Annotated in this window: 19 protein-coding genes; 8 read left to right on the top strand and 11 right to left on the bottom strand. The window is 63.7% G+C overall.

Going from position 1 to position 19,600, the window contains the following annotated elements; genetic code table 11:
* The first annotated feature begins 3 nt into the window (after positions 1–3).
* Positions 4–942, top strand: coding sequence for an ACP S-malonyltransferase (locus ABIB90_RS13140; RefSeq protein ID WP_354200807.1), 939 nt, complete (start codon positions 4–6; stop codon positions 940–942).
* Between the two features lie 208 nt (positions 943–1,150).
* Here the strand turns inward: ABIB90_RS13140 and ABIB90_RS13145 are convergent, their stop codons facing one another.
* The 7 genes from ABIB90_RS13145 to ABIB90_RS13175 form a co-directional block, all read right to left on the bottom strand.
* Complete coding sequence (locus ABIB90_RS13145; protein ID WP_354200808.1) at positions 1,151–2,161, bottom strand: helix-turn-helix domain-containing protein; 1,011 nt, start codon at positions 2,159–2,161, stop codon at positions 1,151–1,153.
* Between the two features lie 265 nt (positions 2,162–2,426).
* Complete coding sequence (locus ABIB90_RS13150) at positions 2,427–3,719, bottom strand: HlyD family secretion protein (RefSeq protein ID WP_007596030.1); 1,293 nt, start codon at positions 3,717–3,719, stop codon at positions 2,427–2,429.
* An 11-nt stretch (positions 3,720–3,730) separates the two neighbouring features.
* Positions 3,731–3,934, bottom strand: a complete 204-nt coding sequence (locus ABIB90_RS13155; RefSeq protein WP_007596028.1) for a DUF1656 domain-containing protein — start codon at positions 3,932–3,934, stop codon at positions 3,731–3,733.
* Positions 3,931–5,835 carry an FUSC family protein gene (locus ABIB90_RS13160; RefSeq protein ID WP_354200809.1) on the bottom strand — a complete coding sequence of 635 codons (1,905 nt, stop codon included), beginning with the start codon at positions 5,833–5,835 and terminating at the stop codon, positions 3,931–3,933. The genes ABIB90_RS13155 and ABIB90_RS13160 overlap by 4 nt, the downstream gene beginning before the upstream one ends.
* Positions 5,836–6,009: 174 nt before the next feature.
* The gene (locus ABIB90_RS13165; protein ID WP_007596023.1) at positions 6,010–6,390 is read right to left on the bottom strand and encodes a response regulator transcription factor; all 381 of its coding nucleotides are present in this window, start codon (positions 6,388–6,390) and stop codon (positions 6,010–6,012) included.
* Between the two features lie 103 nt (positions 6,391–6,493).
* Positions 6,494–7,165: a response regulator transcription factor gene (locus tag ABIB90_RS13170; RefSeq protein ID WP_007596020.1), complete on the bottom strand. Its 672-nt coding sequence runs from the start codon at positions 7,163–7,165 to the stop codon at positions 6,494–6,496.
* Positions 7,162–9,072 (bottom strand): PAS domain-containing sensor histidine kinase, encoded by a 1,911-nt coding sequence (locus ABIB90_RS13175; protein ID WP_354200810.1) that lies wholly within the window; start codon positions 9,070–9,072, stop codon positions 7,162–7,164. The genes ABIB90_RS13170 and ABIB90_RS13175 overlap by 4 nt, the downstream gene beginning before the upstream one ends.
* Positions 9,073–9,531: 459 nt before the next feature.
* On the opposite strand from ABIB90_RS13175, the gene ABIB90_RS13180 reads away from it, so the two are divergent.
* The gene (locus ABIB90_RS13180) at positions 9,532–10,383 is read left to right on the top strand and encodes an AraC family transcriptional regulator (protein ID WP_007596017.1); all 852 of its coding nucleotides are present in this window, start codon (positions 9,532–9,534) and stop codon (positions 10,381–10,383) included.
* Positions 10,380–10,589 (top strand): hypothetical protein, encoded by a 210-nt coding sequence (locus tag ABIB90_RS13185; RefSeq protein ID WP_007596015.1) that lies wholly within the window; start codon positions 10,380–10,382, stop codon positions 10,587–10,589. The genes ABIB90_RS13180 and ABIB90_RS13185 overlap by 4 nt, the downstream gene beginning before the upstream one ends.
* A gap of 120 nt (positions 10,590–10,709) precedes the next feature.
* Here ABIB90_RS13185 and ABIB90_RS13190 read toward each other — a convergent pair whose 3' ends face one another.
* Positions 10,710–11,912 (bottom strand): MFS transporter, encoded by a 1,203-nt coding sequence (locus tag ABIB90_RS13190; protein ID WP_354200811.1) that lies wholly within the window; start codon positions 11,910–11,912, stop codon positions 10,710–10,712.
* An 89-nt stretch (positions 11,913–12,001) separates the two neighbouring features.
* Between ABIB90_RS13190 and ABIB90_RS13195 the strand changes: the two genes are divergently transcribed.
* Together ABIB90_RS13195 and ABIB90_RS13200 are read left to right on the top strand one after the other, a co-directional pair.
* On the top strand, positions 12,002–12,682 hold the full coding sequence (locus tag ABIB90_RS13195; RefSeq protein ID WP_354200812.1) for a TetR/AcrR family transcriptional regulator: 681 nt from the start codon (positions 12,002–12,004) through the stop codon (positions 12,680–12,682).
* Positions 12,683–12,692: 10 nt separating this feature from the next.
* A complete protein-coding gene (locus ABIB90_RS13200) occupies positions 12,693–13,157 on the top strand; it encodes a DUF2231 domain-containing protein (RefSeq protein WP_354200813.1) in 465 nt (154 codons plus the stop codon).
* Positions 13,158–14,130: 973 nt separating this feature from the next.
* Here the strand turns inward: ABIB90_RS13200 and ABIB90_RS13205 are convergent.
* On the bottom strand, positions 14,131–15,537 hold the full coding sequence (locus ABIB90_RS13205) for a DHA2 family efflux MFS transporter permease subunit (protein WP_354200814.1): 1,407 nt from the start codon (positions 15,535–15,537) through the stop codon (positions 14,131–14,133).
* Between the two features lie 197 nt (positions 15,538–15,734).
* Between ABIB90_RS13205 and ABIB90_RS13210 the strand changes: the two genes are divergently transcribed.
* Entirely contained in the window at positions 15,735–16,043 is a 309-nt protein-coding gene (locus ABIB90_RS13210; RefSeq protein WP_219681560.1) for a hypothetical protein, read from the top strand.
* Positions 16,044–16,063: 20 nt separating this feature from the next.
* Positions 16,064–16,951, top strand: a complete 888-nt coding sequence (locus tag ABIB90_RS13215) for a sigma-70 family RNA polymerase sigma factor (RefSeq protein WP_354160384.1) — start codon at positions 16,064–16,066, stop codon at positions 16,949–16,951.
* A 205-nt stretch (positions 16,952–17,156) separates the two neighbouring features.
* On the opposite strand, the gene ABIB90_RS13220 is transcribed toward ABIB90_RS13215, so the two are convergent.
* Positions 17,157–17,684, bottom strand: a complete 528-nt coding sequence (locus ABIB90_RS13220) for a winged helix-turn-helix transcriptional regulator (protein WP_354200815.1) — start codon at positions 17,682–17,684, stop codon at positions 17,157–17,159.
* A gap of 216 nt (positions 17,685–17,900) precedes the next feature.
* Between ABIB90_RS13220 and ABIB90_RS13225 the strand changes: the two genes are divergently transcribed.
* Entirely contained in the window at positions 17,901–18,638 is a 738-nt protein-coding gene (locus ABIB90_RS13225; protein ID WP_007596006.1) for an SDR family oxidoreductase, read from the top strand.
* Between the two features lie 54 nt (positions 18,639–18,692).
* Here ABIB90_RS13225 and ABIB90_RS13230 read toward each other — a convergent pair whose 3' ends face one another.
* Positions 18,693–19,586, bottom strand: coding sequence for an SMP-30/gluconolactonase/LRE family protein (locus tag ABIB90_RS13230; RefSeq protein ID WP_354200816.1), 894 nt, complete (start codon positions 19,584–19,586; stop codon positions 18,693–18,695).
* Positions 19,587–19,600 lie beyond the last annotated feature (14 nt).

Consider the following 19,600-nt stretch of genomic DNA (forward strand, 5'->3'; position numbering starts at 1 on the left):
GCGATGACGCTTGCGATCCTCTGCTCGGGCCAAGGCGGCCAGCATCGGGACATGTTCGCCCTCACGGGCGACCCGCCGGACGCCGCGCAGCTGTTTGCGCGTGCGGCGGCGTTGCTCGGTGGCAGGGATCCGCGCGAATTCGTCCGCGGCGAACCTGATGAGGCCCTGCACCGCAACCGTGCCGGCCAGATTCTCTGTACCTTGCAGCCGCTCGCTGCGGCGTGTGCGCTCGCAGATGTCATGCCGCGTGGCGTCATCATTGCCGGCTATAGTGTCGGCGAAGTCGCGGCCTGGGGTGTCGGCGGACTGTTCGATGCGACTGCCACGCTCGATCTCGTGGCGCGCCGCGCAGAAGCCATGGATGCGGCCACGCGCGCCGGCGACGGTCTGATCTTCGTCCGTGGTCTTTCGCGAGACGAGATCGGTCGCCTTTGCGAACGTCACGGCGCGGCGATCGCCCTCGTCAATCCCGGCGATGCCTTTGTCATCGGCGGCGGCCGGGAGGCGCTGAGCGGAATTGCCGCAGACGCGCGGACGATGCACGGCGCAAGGATCGTCGCGTTGCCGGTTGAGGTGGCCTCCCACACCAAACGGCTCGCCGCGGCGTCCGCCGTATTTCGTGAGACTCTGCGCCTGGCACCGGTGGTGTTCCCGGCGAGGAGCGGTGCGCGCATTCTGAGCGGAATAGATGCGGCTCCGGTCGTCTCGCCCGAGAGCGGTCTCGACAAGCTTGCCGCGCAGATCTCGCACACCGTGCAATGGACGGATTGCCTGCAAGCCTGTGTCGAAGCGGGTGCAACGGGGTTTCTCGAGCTGGGGCCCGGACACGCGCTCAGCAGGATGGTTGCCGAGATCGAGCCCGGGCTTCCGGCTCGCTCGCTGGACGATTTCAGGAGCCTTCAGGGCGTCCGCGCCTGGGTTGCGCGTCACCTGAGCGCCTGAGCGCGACAAGTTTAGGAGACGATCGCGCTGCGCGGTAGAGAAAAAGGGGGCCGTCCTTGGCGGAGGACGGCCCCAAAATGCTCGTACGCCCAGGGAGGAGAGAGGCTCGAGCCGTGACTTGGGGTCTCAGTCACCTAACATGTGCAGTATCGCCGATCGCGCCGCCAAAGTATTTCGCGAACCCAGGCTATTTCTCATTTTGCATGATTCACGTGATTTCCGCGGGCAGCACGTGGGACACGGCCATGCGTGTCGCAGCCGGATCGCCGAGCCTGGACGAAGTCGACGCGTTCCGGCTGGCGCATCGCCAGCGCGCGGGAGTCTCACCCGTGATCCGCTTGAAGACGGTCGAGAAATGCGCCTGCGTGCAGAAGCCGACGGTCAGCGCCACCTCGGCGAGGACCGTGTCGGAATTCGATAGCAGTGATTTCGCACGCTCGATGCGCTGATGCAGCAGGTATTCCCGCGGTCGGTATCCCGTCGCGGCACGAAACTGAGCCGCGAAGTGCATCCGCGACAGTCCCGCCACCTTGGCAAGGTCGGACAGGGTGATGCCGTGGTCGAAGTTCGTCCCGACATACTCCTCGACGCGCCGCAGCCGCCATTTCGGCAAGGCATTGACTTTCGCGTGAGGGGGCTCGCGCCGGGCAATGTGCATTGCCAGCGTCCGCCCGATGCAGCGTGCGAATTCCCGGTCGGCCCAATGGCCGCGTTCGGTCAGTGCTTTCGCAAGCTGCTCGGCAAAGGGGTCGCGGAGCAGGACGAGGTCGTTGAGGCCTTCCGGCGCGGCGGGGCCTGCTCCAGGCCGTAGAGGCGGAAAATAACTGCCGGCAGAGACGTGGAAGTGCAGGAAATCGCACGGCGCGTAGAACTGCGCACTGAGCCGCTGCGACGGTGCGCCGATATACAGCGTGCCTGCCGGCATGACGCCGTCGAAGACGGTGTGGCGGCCTCTGGTCAGTTTGACCCGTGTTGTTTTCAAGGCGATGGCCAGGAAGTATCGGTCGCAAGGCGTCGCGGCTTCTTCGTGCCTTATGCCTGTTTGGGTCGAGGTCCAGCGCGAGATCGTGATGTCGTCGGACGCGGTGCCGCCATGTTGGCCGGGCTGGCGCCACCTTCGTTCGAGGGGAAATGCGCGAGACTCTTGCGGGGAAGCCGATTCGCGGCGGCTGGGTTGATACGTCACCCGGGCGCCGGCCGCTTGCATATCAGTAAGCATCGTTCGTCCCCATTTCCTGGATTCGGCTGCCGTCGGGACGGCAGCAGAATGCAATTGGTCCATGTTCGAACGATAGGTGCGACCGCGTCGGAAGGCTCGTTAAGGAAGCTGAAGCGGTATTAGATTTTGCAAGTGCGAGCGGGTGCGACCGCGTGTCGCGAAAAATTCAATTGGAATCAAAGGGATCAAGTGCATGTGTGGAGAGAACACACCGAACGAGGGTGCATGCGGTACTGTCATGTCCGGCCGGCCGTCTTCGTCTGATTCAGGGCAGGCGTGGCGAGGCGTCGAGGCCGGGTGTGAGGCCCGGTGCGATGGCAGCCGCTGGCGGAATGGCGGGTTCGCGCGAATACGGAACCGCTTCCACCTCGGGGGGCTGCTGGGATGTGGCCTGAAGGCAGTTCGCGCGAGGCGGACGTCCCGCGCCGAACAGATCGGCGACGGGATTCACGAAGTTCGTGCGGAATCGCTCAAACCGGCTTTGGGTTTCGCTTGAGGGCTGCCGGATCGTCACCGTCGCCGTCATGCCGGAGACCAGCGGCACCCCCGGAGGCACCGTGTCGATGGCGACGCGAACCGGCACGCGCTGCGCAAGCCGAACCCAGGTGTAGATGGGATCGACGTTGGGCAAGCCTTGGGTGCCGGATGCGGCGTTCGACACGCTGACGCCGCGGGTCACGGTTTTCACATGTCCCTGAAGCGGCTTGGAGTAGCCGACGAGCTGTGCCTCTGCGCGATCGCCCACGCACACGCCCGCCATCTTGGTCTCTTCGAAATAGCCGTCGATCCAGAAACTGTTGGCATCGATGATGGAGACGTTGCTGGCGCCGGTGGTAGCATAATCGCCGACGCGCAGCAGGAGGTTGGTGACGTAGCCGTCGACCGGACTCGTCACGTTGGTTCGTTTCAGGTTCAATTCGGCCTGAGCAAGCTGATGCGCCGCCGCCTCATACGCAGCCTTCGCTTGCAAGGCATTGCCGGCGAAGATCTGCTGTTCCTCCGGCGTCGTTGCGAGGTTGGACAAGCGCTGGCGCCGGTTGAACTGGGCCTGCTTCACTTCGAGATCCGCCGCGCGCTGGTCGAGGACGGCCTTGCCGACATGGGCGGCCACCTCGAAGTCGAAGGGGTCGATGACGTAGAGCACGTCGCCCTTATGGACGAACTGATTGTCGGTCACCCGCAGTTCCACGATCTCGCCCGAAACCTGCGGCGCGACGTTGGCGACCTGGACGCGCACGCTGCCGTTCCGGGTCCAGGGCGCGGTGACGTAATGCTGCCAGGTCGCGAGCGATATCAAGACGGCGACCAGTGCAATGCCGAGGGTCGCAAGATGTTTGGCCGCGCCGTGGATGAAGCGGCGGGCGCCCTCGCGCAGCACCTTCGCGGAGGGAGCCGCCTGTTCCGGAGGTTTGACGCCGGCCGCGGCGTGATCGCCGGTGTCGCGCGCTACGGTCTCCGGCATGTTCGAACCGTCCACGGTGTCTGCGGCATCCACCGGCGCGTCGGTCGTTGGCTCGCCATGAAGCGGGGCGGCGTTGCGGGGCAGGGTGGCTTCCATGGCTTTTCTCCCTAGAAGAACAGTGCGAGCATGCCGAACATCGCCACGTAGAGGCTGAGTTCGGCCAGCGAAGGGTTGCTGAAGAATCTCGTGAAGCCGACGAAGCGCAGCAGCGGGCGCAGCATCAGGAACGCGAGCATCGCTGTTGCCGCATAGGAGACGATGGGGGCAATCAGCACGCCACCGATGACGAGTTCCCGATAGGTGTTCATCATGGTGATGTCCCTCGGCTGGAGCCGGTCGGAGATTGTGGCGGCATGAACGCCGCACTTGCCGCAATCAGCGCGGCGATGGCTGCACTGGTGGGCAGGTTGCTTGGCGCTCCCGCCTGGTGCAGCGCCCCGGCCGAAGCGAGGATCGCACCGCCGTCCCGCCGGACGAGGGCCTCTCGCGCGGCCTGCGCCGCTCCGGCGAGCGGGCCCTGGCCGACCCGGTCCAGTTCGGCACGGCAACGTCGCAGGGCGTCGGCCTTGTCGAAAAAATGCATGGCCGTGCCGGCGATCCGATCATTGATTGCGGAGGGGCCGTTTGCGGTCACCATCTGTTCAATCCGCGCCGCGTCGCGAAAGGCGGCTTCCTCCGGCGCGAGATGCCGGGCTGGCCCGCTGTCGCGGCGGCTCAGCTCGCGCCGGACCTCTTCCAACAGCAGCCGAATGCGCCGGCCGCATGACAAGGGAGGCAGCAGCAACTGCGCGGCAAAGACGAGGACGGACGAAAGGCAGGCAAAGAAGCTCGTCAGCAGAAACACCTCGGGGTCGTAGCTCTGCGGATTTGTCGGTGCGAGCACCGCGAGCGTGAACACCAGGACGAGACGGCCGAGGGAAGACAGCATCGGGCTCGGCAGCGAGACCAGCAGCGCGAGGCCGATGACGACAGGCGCAAGACCGATCGCCAGCAGCTGAAACTCGGACACCCCATTGAAGACGAGATACTTCAAGATGCCGGCCAGCACGCAGGCGATCGGCATCGCCATCACCGCCACCAGCGTGAAGCTGCGTGGCGCGGGCGAGGTTGAGCCGAGGCCTATGATCACGGCGACGAGTGAAAGGCAGAGCTCTGTTGTCGGCCAGCCCGCCAGCACGAAGAAGATTGCGATCAGCGTGAACGCGATCGCAGCCCGTGCGCCGGCTTCGGCCGCAATGCGGCGCGAACGATAGAGCGGTGCGTGCCATGCACGATAGGGACGCGTCCCTGCACGCAGCGCATCGAGGCTGCTGCGCACTTGCGCGTTCTTGCGGCTGATTTCGATCCGCAGCCAGGATCGGGAAATCGCGATCAGCCCGGCCGCATCCTGGTCCGGATCGTCACCATTCTGCGCCGGAGCGGACGTGGCGGAGAGCGCTGCCAGCATGCGGCCGAGAGAGAACGCGCTGACGAGATCGACCAGCGCGGAACGCGCGGCCGCGGCTCTTGTCGGGCCCACGCTCGATTCCGCCGCTAGGCTCGCGATGTCCGGGCGCAGTGCTGCGATATCATGCAACAGGCTCGCCGCAACGGGTGCGGATGGCGCTTGGCCGCGCTCGGCATCTTGCGCGAGATCCGTGACCCGCCGGTGCAGCGCCTCGATGCGGCTTGCCAGGGCCGGATGATAGTTCGGCGCGGCCAGAATTTCATTCACGAGCGCCACCGCGAGGACCCCGACGCTGATGGCCGCGCCCCGCGCGACGCCGGTCGGGAATACTTGCAGCGGGCTGTCGATCTGCTGAATGGCAATCAGCGCGACCGTGGTGCAGCAGAGAGACGCTGCATAAGCGCGATTGCCGTCGAGCATCCCGACGGCGTAGACGCAAAGGCCGATCCAAATGCCGAGCACCGCGAGCAGGAGACCGTCGGTTTGGGAAAACATGCCGGCGATCGCGATTGATGCCGCCACGCCGACGGCGGTTGCAAGCAATCGGTAGCCGGCCTTTTCCATGCCCTGACCGCGCGTGGGCAGTGCCAGGATCGCCACCGTGAGGGCTGACGACGAGGGCGATTCAAGCTCGAGCCAGAAGCTCACATAGAGGGCGAGAAGCATCGCGAGCCACACCCGCAGCGCAAAGGCCCAGGAGCTCGCCGGAAACCCGGCGAAGACCAATGGGCGCGCCGCGGCGGCAGCATCGGCATTGATTTGCATCGCGCGAGATCCCCATTTCCCTCGGCAGAACAGCCAGCCCCGCCAATGTCGTGATACGCGCGCGAATATGAGGTGCGAGGGGCTCGCCGGTATTTCCGGTTCACCAACCTCGTTGCCGGATTGCACGTCGGGTTGAGGGAAAACGGCGCTCGTCCGCGCCAGCCGCGGGCCGGACTATTGCGGCCCGTTGCCTGCCAGCGCGTCTTCGAGGCAGCGGATGATCTCGTCACCGCTGGAAGGCTTGCCAAGATAGCAATGCGCGCCTGCGGCCATGACGCGCTGACGCACGGTTTCACTCGGAAACGCCGTCATGAAGATGATTGGAAAATGGCGGCCGGCGGCAACCAGCTGGGCCTGCAGCTCATCGCCTGTGATGACCGGCATCTGGACGTCGGCGATCATGCATGCCGGATCGTCTCCCTGCGCCTGCCGCAGGAAGTCCACGCCGGATTCGTAGGCCTGGGCCTCGTAGCCGACCGAACGCACGAGGCTCGCCAGCGATGCCCGAACGCCTTCGTCGTCGTCTACGATCGCAATCACCAAGCTTTTGGCCATGGGGGCGCCTAATCCTGGCCGCGGTGTTCCGCAAGGAAGAGCATCTCCCTCGGCGCGGCCGATGGCGCTTTATGCACCTGGGGCAGTCCCGCCGGAATTATACTCAGGTTTGGTCCGAAGTCCTGCGGGTCTGGGAAACTCCGAGCGCCTCGGCCTTGCGAACGAGGTCGGCGAACGACCGGACCCCCATCTTGCGCATGACGTTCCCGCGGTGGATCTTGACCGTGATCTCGCTGAGGCCGATCAGGGCGGCGACCTGTTTGTTCATCAGGCCGGCGGTGACATGGCCCATCACCTCGCGCTCGCGCGCCGTCAGGGTCTCGTACTGGGCGCGGATGTCCTCCTTGGTCGCGGCTTCGGCCCGGTGCTGCGCATCGCGTTCGAGCGCCGCGGTCACGGCATCGAGCATGTCCTGGTCGCGAAATGGCTTGGAGAGGAAATCGACCGCGCCGGCCTTCATGGCACGCACGGACATCGGAATGTCCCCATGGCCCGTCATGAAGATGATCGGATAGCTGATGCCCTGCCGGACGAGCTGGCCCTGCAGGTCGAGCCCGCTCACGCCGGGAAGGCGGACGTCCAGCACGATGCAGCCGGGGCCGTCGGGCAGCGAGCCTCCAAGCAGTTCGGACGGCGAGCCGTACAGGCGCGTATCGAGGCCGACCGATCGGAACAGGCTGTCGAGCGAGGCGCGGATGCCTGCGTCGTCATCAACGATGATAACGACCGAGTTGAGCGATTGGGCGGGCGATTGCGCGTGGTCTGGTCGTGTCATGGTCTGATGTGTTCTTGGCTGTATGGCAGTGTCAGGCGGAATGTCGCTCCCGCGCCCGGGGTGCTCTCGACCGACAACTCGCCACCGTGAGCTTCCACCGTCGTTCGACAGATCGCAAGTCCCATGCCCATTCCGCCGCGCTTCGTCGTGAAGAACGGATCAAACAGGCGTGGCATGTCGTCCGGCCGGATGCCGGGGCCGCTGTCCTGCACCGTGATGGCGAGTCTCTCGCCGTCGACGGCGCTGGCGCGCAGCATGACGGTACGGGAACCGCGCTGGTCCGACATGGCCTGGGCGGCATTGACCAGCAGGTTGACCAGCACCTGCTGAAGCTGGATCCGGTCGCCGCGAATTGGCTTCAGGCCAGGCGTCGTCTCGACAGTCAGGACGACGTCGTCATTCGCGAGCTCCCGCGCGACCAGAAGGGCCGCTTCCTGGATGATCTCGGCGATATCGAGACTGTCCTGCTGGGCAGGCGCCTTTTTCAGGAAGGTGCGGATGCGGGCCACGACCTCGCCGGCACGGCGGCCCTGCGCGACGACGTGAACGATCGTGGCCGCGACCTCCTTCAGATCGGGCACGTCGCGCCGCAGCCATCGCAAGCCGGCCTCGCCGCTGGTGACGATCGCCGCCAGCGGCTGATTGACCTCGTGGGCGATGGAGGCGCTGAGCTCGCCGAGGGTGGCAACGCGCGCGGCATGGGCGAGCTCCGCCTGCGCCGCGAGCAACGCATCCTGCGCCTGCTTGCGCTCGGTGATGTCGACGACGAAGGCGAGCACGTTGCGGTCGCCGTCAGGCCCGGAGGGGAAGGTGATCGTGAACAGCACCGGAACCTTGCGTCCGTCGAGCCTGACGAGCTCGGTTTCGCCTTCGTAGAACGGCTCGCCTTCCGCGAACGCGATCAACGCGCCGAGGAAGCTGCGGTCGTTCTCGCCGAGAAGCAGGTCCACATTCTCGATAAACGTCGAGGCGCCGTTTGCGCCTGCCATCTTTTGCAGGGCCGGATTGACGTCGGTGATTGCAGCGAGCCGGCGGGCATGCCGGACGAAATCGGGATGTCGCGCCAGATGGTCGCGCAGGCTGGCTCCCGCGGTGTCCAGCGATTGCAGTGCGGCTCGGAGTTCGCTCCAATCCTCTTCGACGACGCCGATCCGGCTTGCGTCGAACATCCGGCGGTATCGCTGTTCGCTTCGCACCAGCGCGTTGTGTGCGGCGACGCGGTCGGTGACGTCGGTGTGCGTTTCAAGGACCCCGACGGGCTTGCCAAGACGGTCGTGCTGCAAGGCCCATCGTGCATCGACGGTGAGCGCCGCGCCTTCTTTCGTTCGTTGCTGCACGCGGCCTTCCCATCGACCGGTGCCCACCAGGCCCGCTTCGATGACCTCGCGCCGGTCGGGATATCTGGTTTGCAGGAGCGCGTCGGCGAGCTGCCCGACCGCCTCGTCGGCAGACCACCCGTAGACCTGCTCGGCCGTCTTGTTCCAGAAGGTGATCACGCCGCCGCGGTCTCTGACGAAGATCATGTCGTGCGAGAGGTTGAGCAGGCGGGCCTGCGCGGCGAGGCGCTTCGTTGCCGCGTGATTTTGCAGCGCCAGCAAGGTCGTGATCCCGATTGCCGCGAGGCTCACCAGCACACGAAGGGCGGGTGAGGCGATGGTCCGCAGATCGTGCGACAGGAGATAGGCTGTTATCGTCAGGACGACGCAGCCGGCCGCGGCGACGATGGTGTCGTCGCGCCGGTTGGTCTTCGCCGCGAGCAGGATCGCCACGATATAGAGAACCGCCACCGCGCCCTCGAGCGGCGTCAGGACGTCAACCAGGAAAACCGCAAAGGCGAGGATGGCGGACAAGGACCGCAAGCCGGTGCGGCTCTTGGATGAGCCCGTGGTCAGATCATGACGCGTCATCGTCACTTGCAGTCGTTCTTCTCACATCAGCTATCAGCGCGTTGATGCCGCGATTTGATCGCGTTCACAACATCCACCCGCGCGATTTTCGTGCTCTCGTGGAAGACCTGTCGCGCGCTCGATGCGGTGAAACCGCCGGCAAGCGGCATTCCCCGGAAAAACCAGGGAGCTCGCGTGGTCCCGCCGGCGGATGGTGCGCAGAAAGCGCGTCAACTTACCGCAGGCGTCGCGCCGCAAGTTGTGCCCGCAGCCGCAATCCCGGTGAGACGTCGCATCGGTGCGCTCACCCGAGGAACAGGTTGTGATCATACCTAGGTATGACGCGGTCAACCCGAGAACCTATAGACGCACCCGCGGGTAGAATGGATCGCGCACACCGCCGAATTACTCTGCTCCCATGGCATTCGGGCAAGCCGGTCAGGCCAGGCCGGATCGAAAACGGGACAAGGAGATTCGACGATGTCGCTGCAGATGTCACGCTCACAGGCGATCAAGGATCATGACGTTCGCGCGATCGATATCTCGGCAATCGATCGCGATCGGCTCGGGCTATCGAAACTCCCTGACCGGTTCGACGAAGGCGGAACAATGCTGTCTTTCGTCCATCTGGACATGGCCCTGGCGGTCGAGCATGCGGCGGACGCCGGACGTTCTGCCGCTCGCGGGCCCCGCTTCAGGCTCTCCGCAAAACTCCTTGCACCGCCGCCTGCCGAGAGCGAACGGGCCTTCGCAGGAGGAGAAGCCGCTGATCCGGTGATGCGGCGCCTGTCCGATGCGCTCGCGGCGACCGAGGCCACGCACGATACCCATTCCGCCATCATGGCCGACGCCCTGCGGCTTGCGATCCTCACCCGGACGTTCAGTCGGCAGGCTCCCAGCGCACGGGCCGAGCTCGATCAGGCCGACGCCATTCGCGAGGGGGATGCTGGAAGGACCGTACGGTCGCTGCAGAATTGGCGTCTCAGGCGCGTCCTGCAATATGTCGACAAGAATCTGACTGCAAAGATAACGCTTCAGGACATGGCCGCCGTCGCCGGCCTGAGCAGGATGCATTTCGCCGGGCAGTTCCGTGCGGCCGTCGGCGTGCGACCTCATGAATATCTGCTGAGGCGCCGCATCGAGCGCGCCCAGGAGCTGCTCAAGCAGGCCGAAATTGCGCTCGTGGACATCGCCCTGACCGTGGGTTTCCAGACCCAGGCGCATTTCACCACGGTGTTCAAGCGCTTTGTCGGCGATACGCCGTATCAATGGAGAAGCGCTTATCTCGCGCAAATTATGCCGCTGCCGTGCGCAGGAGCGGGTCCTTCATGATCAACATTGGCATTCAAGCCCTGCTCCTGTCGCACGCCAGTCTTCATTTGACGCTGACGCATCATGAATTGATGGAGATGATCGAAATTCTCCGTGCTCTCGGCAATTCGTACCGCCTCGCTGCGTCAGAGCCGGGAAGCGGTTTTCTCTATGGACGCCTCGCCTTCAACTTCTGTCGAGGCGCTGTGATGTGGGCCGCGCGGTAGGCGGCACTTCGGTGGCACCCCGGCGTCGGGTATCTACAGCAGCGACTGTTTGCTGTGCGCGCCCATATCATTCGACCCTTGTGCAGACCATCAGGCTCCGGATTGTGAAGAGGATATGCCTTATTCAGATGCCTTGGCGAACTGCGGCACCTTGGTCTCGGATTCTGCCAACCAGATGCTCGCAAGCAAGACGGTCGCTGCCAAAGCCGCTGTCACGCCGAGCAAGAATTGCCAGCCCGCCTGCTGGAGCAGCCAACCGGATAGAAGCGCGCTGATGGCGGTTGATAGGAATACTGTTTGATCGTGCAGCGCTTGAGCCTTGGCGCGCTCTGAAACGTGATAGTTTCCGGTCAGAAGCGTGCTTCCGCCGACATAGAGAAAATTCCAGCCAACCCCCAGCAGCACCATCGAAACCCAGAATGCACTCACGCCAGTTCCAAGAAGTGCGGCCGCGGCAGCGCAAGCGAGCATCAAAAGCGCGCCGAGCCGGATGATCGTGGTCGAGCCTGCGCGCTTGATCAATGCCCCCGTCGCCAAGGACGGGGCGAACATTCCCAAGGCATGCCATTGGATCACGAACGCAGCATCGGCATATGTGTGATGATGCGAGATCATCGCGATTGGAGCCGATGTCATCAGCATATTCATGCCTGCATTTCCGAACGCACTGCTGAGAACGGCCATGATGAACCCCGGCTGGCGTGCGATCTGCGAAATCGGGCGGCTTTCGGTTTGCTCCGACTCATCGTGGGATGGCAGTAAATTCAGACGAGCCTGAACCATCAAAGCGACAAGCGCCAGGCAGGCGAGAAACAAGTATGTCCCTGCGAACTGGACCGCAAAGACATCTTTGGTCAGTTTCGCTATTTCGGGACCCGCGATTGCCCCCACGATCCCGCCAGTAAGGACGAGTGAAATGGCGCGTCCGGCGCGCTCGGGGCCGCTCATCTCCGCGGCGGCAAACCGATAATATTGGCCGAACGCATTATAGGTTCCAATCATCAGCGTTCCAAAGCACAGCACTGCAAAACTGTTCATGAACAGCGCGGTCGCGCAGACGAGTGCACCGAATAGCCCGATGATCGTCCCAATCAGGAATCCGTGCCGGCGTCCAAATCGTCTCATCCAGAGCGAAGCAGGGAAGGTCGCAGCCGCGGTGCCCGCGATGTAGGTCGCGACGGGAAGGGTCGCCAGCGACTTGTCGCTGCCGAGTACGGCATAGCCCACCAATCCGTTAAGGCCGATGACGATGATGTTATTCGTCAGGAGCGCCGCCTGGCACGTCGCCAGAGGCGCAATTACACGAAACAGCTTGAGGTCCAACACGTCCTCCTGTCGGTCTTCCGGAGTTGACAGCAAGTTCTAGGATCGGTAGATAGCAAGTACATGCTATCTAATCAAGGACGCCAGCGATGCCCGTCGAAGTAACTTCGTCTCTCAGTCGCGAACGATTGCAGGCCGATGAGCGCAAGGAGCAGATCGTGCAGACGGTCTTGCGATTGGTCCATGAACGAGGCGCCGACTCGGTCAGTACGCAGCTAATTGCGGATACGATCGGTCGATCCCAAGGGGCGGTCTTTCGACACTTCCCCACCAAAGAGGTGCTCTGGACCGAGGTGCTGGGGTGGCTCCAGGGAAGCCTGGAGGGTGTTTGGACCCGCGCTCTCCTCGAACAAAGGGACGAGCCGCCGCTCGCTCGTCTGGAAAGTATCCTTGTCGGCCACGTCGGGCTGATTGAGAGGTTTCCCGCGCTCGCAAAGGTCGTGATGTCGGACGATCTTCGGCACCGCTACCCAATGCTCAACGAGCAGTTTCAACGGCTTCACATCCTATACGAGCGGCACGTGACCGATCTGCTCAAGGAGGCGGTTCGGCTTGGTCAACTTCCGAAGACCACAAATGTCTCCAACGCGGCAATTCTCTACTTCTGCATCATACAGGGACTTGGTTTCCAGTCAGCTATTGCCCGTCTGCACGCGAACAAGCTCGCGAGTCTCGCTTCGAAGATGTTCTTGTTTTTCGTGAGGGCGCTCGAAAATTTGCCGGCGGAGGCGAAGACGCCGCAAGCCGACAGCGCCGAGAGGCGAAAATAGGAGTATTGCGATGCCCGAGATCATTCCGAATTGGCATCCGGTTTTTGTGCACTTCACGATCGCCTTGTACGTCGTGGCGACGGCACTGTATGGGCTCGGTCAAATTGCGCGCGGACGCAGCTGGGCAGGCGTTGTGGTCGTCGCGGCTCGGATAAACCTCTGGACAGGAGCTGCGCTGTCGATCCTGACCGTCATTGCAGGAATCAACGCCTTCTTCACTGTTGCTCATGACGCGTCTCAAACGATCTTCATGACCGACCACCGGCGATGGGCGATCGCGACTGCCGTGATCTGGTGGTTCATCGCAGTGTTGGAGGCCGGAAGGACAGCTCAAGGCAAGAAAGCGCATCTGGTGATCGCATTGGCGCTCGTCGCGGCCATTGGTCCGCTCGCCGTTACCGGCTGGAAAGGCGCCGAGCTTGTCTATCGAAATGGGATCGGAATCGTCGCGACGTTGGGATCAGTCCCGTGGTAAGCCGCCGGCTACAAGACTCATGGGTTTGTGGAGAGGCAGCGACTCAAGCTGTTCTGGTGCGCTTCGATGGAAAGCCAGATTTGTCGTTCGAGCGGGTAGATTAAATTGGTGGGCTTTTCCGTTCCTTTGGCCAACTCTCGCCTGTCGAACCGACGGTCTGTCTCCCAACGCTCCAGCCCTGTGTCGCCCCCTGTCAATCCGCTCACGCAAAAATATTCCACTTTACCGAAATTCGGTTTTGGCGTATGTGTCACTCATCCCGGCTCATCCTTGAGGGGCGATCTTGTGGTCGTCACGTTCGCGAGCCGGGCTTGCGGTGGACGCGGCAGCGTTCGGGTACGAGTGGCCAAGGGCAGGGCGGATTGCTCTCCGTGAGCCCAAGGCTTCGTTCCGACGAGCGGCGCTGCTAGGCTTCGTCTCGTCTGTAAGTTTCCGGCTCCGTCGACAGGGCTGGAAAAACTGCGGCGAAATGGCGGGCCGTGCGTACGGCAAAACCGTGTGGTCCTGGCCGTCGTTGCTACGGTCAAGCCCTGGCGAATGCGGCATCTGCGTCAACCGGCGCGGTGCCGGTGAATTTCGCGAAGGCGAGGGAGGCCAAAGAGAACTCGGCTCCCGGGAGAGCACGGCATAAGCCGTCCAACCATCGCGCAGGGAAGGCCGAGTGATTGGCTACACCTGTATGCTGCTGTGCGGTTTCATTGCGCTACATTTTCGCGCAGCGGACCGCGGGTGCCAGCCGGCACCCGGCCTTCCCTGCGCCCTCTTGGCTTAGAGGGTGGAGTGACCAGGCAAACCTCGGGCGAATTTCGCCGCGAGAACGCGAAAACGTGTCCTGCGGGTTGCAATGCGTGTCGGAGGACTGCGATGTCTTCCACCAGATGTCGTTTTCATCTTAGAACGACGCTTCATGATCAGAAAGAAGCGTGACGGCACAAGCCGCCAGCCCGATAACGAAACTCCAGTGTTGTCAGCCTCACGCATCTTGCGGCGCGGCTGCGCCGGCGGTCCGTCGCCGTGCCGGCAGGAAAAACCCTGCAATCGCGCCGGCCAGCGACAGCGTTGCGGCGAGGCTCATCGCCGCGGCAAATCCGCTCTCGAAATGAGCGGCCGAATCGACCCCGCCATGGGCCGAGAAGTTCGCCACCAGCGCGGCGATGCCGAACATGCCGCCGAGGAAGCGGCCCATGTTGAAGATGCCGGACGCCTTGCCCATTTCGGCCACCGCGACCGAGCTCAGGATGGCGTTCTGTGCTGCCGGCATCGCCATCGAGACACCGACGCCGGCCAGCACCAGCGGCGCGACCAGAGCGGAGTAGGTAACCGCGGGGCTCACGATCTCCGCGATCCAGCCGAGGCCGATCGCCTGCATCAGCAATCCCGTCACCACCAGCGGCCGCTCGCCGAACCTGTTGACGACCGCGCCCGCGATCGGGGCGGTGACGAACAGCGTCGCTGTCCAGGGGAGCAGGCGAAGTCCGGCGCCGAAGGCGTCGAAGCCCAGCGTGGTCTGGAGGAACTGCGGCAGCAGGAACAAGACGCCATACATCGCGGCGTAGAACAGCACGCTTGCGGACATGCCGGAGGCAAGCGCCCGCGATGAGAACAGCCGCATCGGCACCATCGGCGCGGCCGCGCGCAATTCCCAGAGCACGAAGCCGGCCGTGAACACCAGGCCCGACATCAGCGTGGCCATGATTTCGGCGCTCGCCCACCCCACGGCGTTGCCGCGCAACAGGCTCCACACCCACGCCAGCGCCGCCAGCGCAACAAGCGCCAGTCCGGGGATGTCCAACGCGCCGGCCGGGCCGAAGCTTTCGCGCAACCGTGCCAGCACCAGGGTGATCGCGATCAGGCCGATCGGCAGGTTGATCCAGAACACCCAGCGCCAGCCGAAATGTTCGGTGATGAAGCCGCCGATGGCGGGGCCGATGATCAGCGCGCAGCCGGTGATGCTAGCGAAAATGCCGAGCGCGCGGGCGCGCTCCTCGCGGCCGAACGTGCCGCTCAGGATCGCCATGGCCAGCGGCATCACCAGCGCAGCGCCGGCGCCCTGCAGCGCGCGGGCGGCGATCAGCGCGGTGGCATTGCCTGCGAGCGCACAGGCCGCCGATGCAACGACGAACAGGGCGAGCCCGGCCGCGAACATGCGGCGGCGACCGAAGCGGTCGCCGAGCGCGGCACCGGTCAGGAGCAGCACGGCAAAGGTCAGGTTGAAGGCGTTGACGGTCCATTGCAGCGTCTCGACCGGGCTGCCGAATTCGGCGCGGATGGTCGCGAATGCCGTCGTGATGATCATGGCGTCCAGCGCCATCATGAAGGATGCCAGCGCGGTGACGCCGAGCACCCAGTTCTGCGCGGCGCGATTGGTCGGGGTCTGCATCGCCCTCTCTCCGTGTGTCGCGCCAGCCTGTCGCGGCGCGTTCTGCGGGCTAGACGAGGGCTGAGCGGCAAAGGATGCGCCCAAAAATAATTGTTTCCGGGCCGCATCCTTCGCCGGTCGGCAAACGTCCTAGGGGTGATGCGGCCATGTGCGCGATTTTGAGCGAACCAGGTCGCGACATGAGCAAGGAGCGCGCGATGAGAAGGACGTTGATCAGGTACAAGGCTAGGCCGGAGCTGGCCGATCGGAATGCTGAGCTGGTTTCGGCCGTATTTGCCGAATTGAAGGCGGCCGGGCCGGACGGTGTGCGCTATCTGACGCTGCGGCTGGAGGACGACACCTTCATCCATCTTGTCGAGGCCGCGGCCGAGGACGGCTCGAGCCCGATCCCGAAACTCAAGGCATTTCAGACGTTCCAGGACGGCATCCGTGACCGCTGCGCGGAGCTGCCGCTGGTTCGTGATGTGAGGATTGTCGGCAACTATCGTATGCTGGACGAGTCCTGAGCAGGCGAAGCGGAGGAGCAATGGCGCCAGACCCCCTGGCCACCGTCGATGTCGAGGCCCTGCTGGCGCGGATGCGGCCGAAACTGCATCGCTACTGCGCGCGCATGGTCGGCTCGGTCATCGACGGTGAGGATGTGCTGCAGGATGCGCTGATCAAGGCGATGGAAGCGCTGCAATCGGTCACGCCTGTCAATATGGAGGGCTGGCTGTTCCGCATCGCGCACAACACCGCGCTGGATTTCCTGCGCCGCCGCAACCGGCAGGAGGCGCTGCATTCGGCCGAGGAGGTGGAGATGATTGCCGACCGGCTCGATGATTTGGAAAGCCGCCAGATCGCCGCGACCAGCCTGCGCACCTTCATGCGGCTGCCGGTGGCGCAGCGCTCCAGCGTGATCCTGATGGACGTGCTCGGCTGCTCGCTTGCCGAGGTCTGCGACATCATGGATTTCAGCCTGCCGGCGGTGAAGGCCGCGCTGCATCGCGGACGCACGCAGCTGCGTGAGTTCGCCGGAGAGCCGGACGACGTGTCGCAGCCGGGCCTGTCGGAAGCCGATCGGACGCGGCTCAGCGCCTATGTCGGCCATTTCAACGCTCGCGACTTCGACGCGATCCGCGCCATGATCGCCGACGACGTCAGGCTCGAGCTCGTCAACCGCACCAGGCTGAGAGGCAAGGCTGAGGTGTCGAACTATTTCGGCAATTATTCGAAGGTCAGCGACTGGCACCTGGTGACGGGGCAGGTCGAGGGACGTCCCGCGATCCTGGTGTTCGATCCGAACGAGCCAGCCGGGCGGGCGAAATATTTCATGCTGCTCGACTGGTCCGCCGGCAAGCTCGCCACTATCAGGGATTTTCGTCACGCAGCCTATGTTATCGATGGTGCGGAGTGCGTGGTGGATAGAGGGTGAACTTGCCTATGTGCTTTTCGCGCAGCGGACCGCGGGTGCCAGCCGGCACCCGGCCTTCCCTGTGCCCTCTTGGATTTGAGCGGGTGAGTGATGAAGCAAAGCTCGCGCGAAATGCGCCGCGGGAACGAGAGTTCATGTCCGTTTGAAAGATCGGTCGCACCATTTCCAGGGATATGTCGAACGTTGCTCGCGCTACGCAGCCATCTCACGCGGCGCTGCGGTGGGCCTTTGTCTTTGCCCTTGTCTCTCGCTTTGCCTTCGGCTTCTCCGGCGCCGGGGTGCGTCGAGCACCAGGGCCGGGGTGGGTATGAATCTCCTTGGCCAAAAGCGGCTCGCCGCATTCGGAGCAAACCATGACCGGATCGAAGTCCTTGCCGCATTTGCGGTGTTGATGCAGCAAAGGTCGTCCGCGCGCGTCGACCATATGAGTGTCGCCCCAATGCACGATCGCCATCATGATCGGATAGAGATCGAGCCCCTTCTGAGTGAGGATGTATTCGTGCCGCTTGGGCGAGTCCTGATAGGGGATACGCCGCAACACGCCTTGCCGGACCAGCTTCTTCAGCCGCTCGGCGAGCAGGTGGCGCGTGATTCCGAGCGAAGACTGAAAGCCATCGAAACGGCGTGTGCGCAGGAAGCATTCACGCAGGATCAGAAGGGTCCAGCGGTCGCCGATCACGCCGATGGTTCGGGCCATCGAACACGGCTCGTCCTCCAGCTCACCCCATTTCATTCCAGATCTCCACTCTGCCCGCGGCTTCCGCGCGAATATCGTTCAGGAAGCCTTTGGTTCAGATACCATTCTAAATCGGTACCTACTGCGAGACAATGTCTTTCCTAGAGCACAAAATCTACTCGAATTGACAGTTCGGTTTTAGAACTGTAAGACAATCCGCGGGTCTGAATTATGATCCGACGACCGGATCCAGACCTGACCGGGAGAAGTCCCATGCAAAAGAGAAACGCGACCGTGGCCGTGATCGGCGCCGGTGATTTTATCGGCAGCGAGATTGCAAAGAAGTTCGCCTCCGAGGGCTTTACGGTGTTTGCGGGACGCCGCGACGGCGCCAAGCTCGAACCGCTCGTCAAGGAGATCGAGCAGGCCGGCGGCGAAATTCACGCGTGCGCGCTCGACGCGCGCAAGGAAGACCAGGTCATCTCGTTTCTCGGCGATGCCGACAAGCACGCCCCGCTCGAGGTTTGCATCTTCAACGTCGGCGCCAACGTCAACTTTCCGATTCTGGACACGACCGAACGGGTGTTCCGCAAGGTCTGGGAAATGGCTTGCTATTCCGGCTTCCTCGCCGGCCGCGAGGCCGCGCGCCTGATGCTGCCCCGTGGCCAGGGCAACATCTTCTTCACAGGTGCGACGGCGAGCTTGCGCGGCGGCAGCGGCTATGCGGCCTTCGCCAGCGCCAAGTTCGGCCTGCGGGCGGTCGCGCAAGCCGCGGCGCGCGAATTGGGCCCGAAGAACATTCACGTGGCGCATCTGATCATCGATTCCGGCGTCGACACGGAATGGGTCCGGCAACGGCGGATCGAGGCGCTCGGTCCGAACGCGCTGGACAATCCCGACCTCCTGATGCCGCCATCGTCGGTCGCCGAATCCTACTGGATGCTCTATCAGCAACCCAAAAGCGCCTGGACCTTCGAGCTGGAGATTCGTCCCTTCGGCGAGAAATGGTAGCGAAGCCGGTTCACGACGGCCCGTGCAAGGGTTCTGAATGAAGAGGGTTCAGGATCAATTGCCGAAGCGGTGTTCTGGAAGTCCCTGTGCGATGCCCTCAATGGCCAGAACATGGCCCGCTTGGGGTTCGCGGCTCAATTGCTCACGATCTAGAAACTTTCGCGCCGTCGTCACGAACAAGGTCTTCAGATCGGCTCCGCCGAAGCACACGCAGGTCGGATTGGTCGCCGGCACCGGAATGACGGTGTCGATCCGGCCGTCCGGCCGATAGCGCACCACCCGGCCGCCGGAGAAGAATGCGGTCCACAATCCGCCGGCGACGTCGATACAAGCGCCGTCGGGCCTCTCCCCGGAGGCGCTGTAATCCGCGAACAGCCGCTTGTTTCGGATCACGCCGTCATCGAGATCGAAATCGAACTGCCAGGTGCGGTATCGCCTCGTATCCGTGAAATAGAGCGTGCGATTGTCGGGTGAGAACGCGATGCCGTTCGTTACGATGACATCGCCGAACATGCGCATCGTCCGGCCGTCGGCATCTACGCGATACAGCGCCCCGTTCGGTCGATGCAGCTGGTTGTCCATGGTGCCGATCCATAGCCGACCCCGGGCGTCGACGCGCCCGTCGTTGAGACGGTTGTCGGGGCCGCTTTCGACCTCGCAGAGCTGGCCTGGAGGACGGTCACTAGGCGAGTGGCGATAAAGCCCCAGATCCTGCGCGAGCAGGTGGGAGCCATCCGCCGTCAGAGCCTGACTGCCGAGAAAGTTGCATGCGTACGGAACAACCTGATGAGCGCCTGTCGCCGGATCGAACGATTGATGCAGCCGCCGGTCGATGTCGACCCACCACAGCTTACGGGAGCGGTCACACCACAACGGCGTCTCCCCGAGGATATCGCCTGCGGCGACCGCGGTCTCGACCCGATATGCGGGCATCATGTCAGGAGTCATCCCGAAATCCGATT

This window comes from Bradyrhizobium sp. JR4.1 (assembly GCF_040548605.1).
GTDB lineage: Bacteria > Pseudomonadota > Alphaproteobacteria > Rhizobiales > Xanthobacteraceae > Bradyrhizobium > Bradyrhizobium canariense.